Origin of the sequence: Chryseobacterium sp. VD8 (assembly GCF_037149975.1) — a bacterium.
GTDB classification, from domain to species: domain Bacteria; phylum Bacteroidota; class Bacteroidia; order Flavobacteriales; family Weeksellaceae; genus Chryseobacterium; species Chryseobacterium indicum.
In genome coordinates this window covers 1-2,390 of sequence record NZ_JBBCQL010000370.1, presented here as the reverse complement: position 1 = coordinate 2,390, position 2,390 = coordinate 1, and the positions used below count along the sequence as shown (strand labels likewise).

Below are 2,390 nucleotides of genomic sequence, written 5' to 3'. Positions count from 1 at the left end.
TCTGCTGTCCCTGAGAACCTATTTTCTTAATTAAAACGGAATCCATTTCAAAAAGCAGATCATCCTTGTGAATTCCTTTCGAAGTGTAAGTCAGCATTCTGTCTCTTTCCAGACTTTCCTTCAGTAGATTTTCGAAGGAATTTTCAAGCAAATGAGACTCATAAAGTACAGAAACCGTTTCTTTTCCTCCGGAAATAATCCTGTAGAAATTCTGAACAATCGGATTTAATTTTTCAACGAATGTTTTTCTTTTAGTAAAAATTTTTGTTCCGAATTTAATAATCGGATCATCATAGATTTCCAGTGAATCTTTATCCCAAACCCTGTTTTTGGCGAAATATTTTAGCAAAGCATTTCTCTGCTGAATGGTTTTCTGGTACTGAATTAAATCAAAAAGATATTCAGAATCCGTTTGTGAGATCATAGAATCCAGAAATTTTCTTCTGCTTTCTCCCGAATCTGAAATTAAATTTGAATCATACGGAGAAATCATCACACTGGGTAAATATCCGATGTGATCCGCCATTCTGTCGTAGCTTTTATCGTTTTTCTTAATGACTTTTTTTGCTTCTTTGGGCTGAAGTACTTTGATGTTGTCTTCACTGTCATCATTCTGAATTTCAGCATCTATCGTAAAGAAATCTTCGTCATTTTTAATATTGTTGAGATCCGTATTTCCCAAAAAACTTTTGCCTACGGAAAGATAATGAAGCGCATCCAGAATATTGGTTTTTCCCACGCCGTTATTCCCTACAAAACAGTTGATTTGCGGAGAAAATTCGAATTTTTTCTCGGTGTGGTTCTTAAAATTGTACAGGGAAAGCTTCTTGATAATCATTCGTCAAAAATACTTCATTATTCCTAAAAATAAAAAGGGAAGTGCCGAACAAGTTTCTACGCCAAAAGAAAAGTATACATCATCTCTTTCATTTTCAGAGAAATAAATAAAAATGTAAGTAACAATACTAGAAAGAAAAAATGCCAGAGCATAATTGAAATCAAGATAAAAAACAGACAGAATATTGCTGATAAAAATAAGCAGATAAGCCAGATATTTTGTGTTCTGAATGCCGATCATCGTGGGAAACGTTTTCACGGTATCTACATTCATGTCCCGAATGTCGAAAGGTAAAACCAAAGCCGTAATGAAGAAAAAACTGATCAGAAAGATGGAAATACTGAATTCCGGAAGACTAAGCCAGCAATTCATCAGTCCCCAGACCAAACCTACATAAAATACTTTCAGCAGAGGAATTTTACGGATATAGGCATCGAGAAAAAAGCTATTGTACAGTAAACCTAAAACAACGATCACAAACCATTTCATCAACCGTACTTCATTATGGTTATGAATAATTAAAAAAGCACAGATGATTCCTGCAAAAGCATTCAGAATCAGAATTTTAAAAAAATGCTTTGTTTTCTGGTATTTGGTATACAGATAACCGCTGAAATACGTTATGAAAAGAAGGAAAACCGTCGGATAGCGGAACGTATTTTGCTCCAGCATGAAAAATACTGCAAAAAGAGTTCCCGTTAAGGATACGTAAAGCTGACTGTCTATAACGGATTTTTTCAGTACTTTTAAGAAATTCATTTATCAAAAATAACATATATGAAAAGATTTTCCAAGATTTTTATGCTTTTGCTTCTCCTGCTGAATTTTTCGGGGATTTCCGCCCAGAAATATTATGAAGAGCAATGGAAAAAAATATCAGCAAATTCCCAGAAAGGAGCGTATAAATCTAATCTTCCCATTATTTCAGAAATACAGAAACAGGCGATGAAAGATAACAATATTTTACAGCTTATTCAGTCTTTAAAGGCAGAATTCAGTATCGTAAACCAAACACAGGACGATGAAAAGAACGACTCCGTAAGCAGGCTTTTCAAAAAACTGAGTGAGGTAGAAAAACAACTGAAAGACGATGACAGGATATTATTTGAAGTTCTGCTGAACGGTTTTTTCCTTGATTATTACAACCAACATTCCTGGGAGATCGAACAGCGTACCAATATCAATTCTCAGGATCTCTCGCAGATCGAGACATGGAGCAAGCTTGATTTTAAAAATTATCTGAATAAAAAATATCAGGAACTTAATCTGCAAAAAGATAAAATGAGAAAAATTTCTCTTATAAAATATGATAAAGCTTTTTCATACAACGATTATATTTCTTATTTCCCGACTTTATGGGATTGGTATTCGACCAAAAAGATCGAATTTCTTTCTGATAATGGTCTCTTTACCAAAAATGAACTTACGGAAAATCAGATAAAGATTAACGCGATCTATGATGATCTGATAGCGCAGAATTCGGGCAATCCCAAATTGTATTTCATGCATAAAAAATTGCGGGCCAACTGTAATCTCACACTGTGTAAAGATC

General features: G+C 34.1%; 2 protein-coding genes and 1 pseudogene. 1 reads left to right on the top strand and 2 read right to left on the bottom strand.

From position 1 onward, the window contains the following. Together recF and WFK35_RS22205 are read right to left on the bottom strand one after the other, a co-directional pair. Window positions 1-838, bottom strand: an 838-nt coding sequence (gene recF, locus WFK35_RS22210) for a DNA replication/repair protein RecF (RefSeq protein ID WP_336734764.1), incomplete at its 3' end; no start/stop codon positions are given. Window positions 839-841: 3 nt separating this feature from the next. Further along, complete coding sequence (locus WFK35_RS22205) at window positions 842-1,597, bottom strand: hypothetical protein (protein ID WP_336734761.1); 756 nt, start codon at window positions 1,595-1,597, stop codon at window positions 842-844. Between the two features lie 18 nt (window positions 1,598-1,615). On the opposite strand from WFK35_RS22205, the pseudogene WFK35_RS22200 reads away from it, so the two are divergent. Further along, window positions 1,616-2,390: pseudogene (locus tag WFK35_RS22200) on the top strand (alpha-2-macroglobulin family protein); the annotation flags it as partial.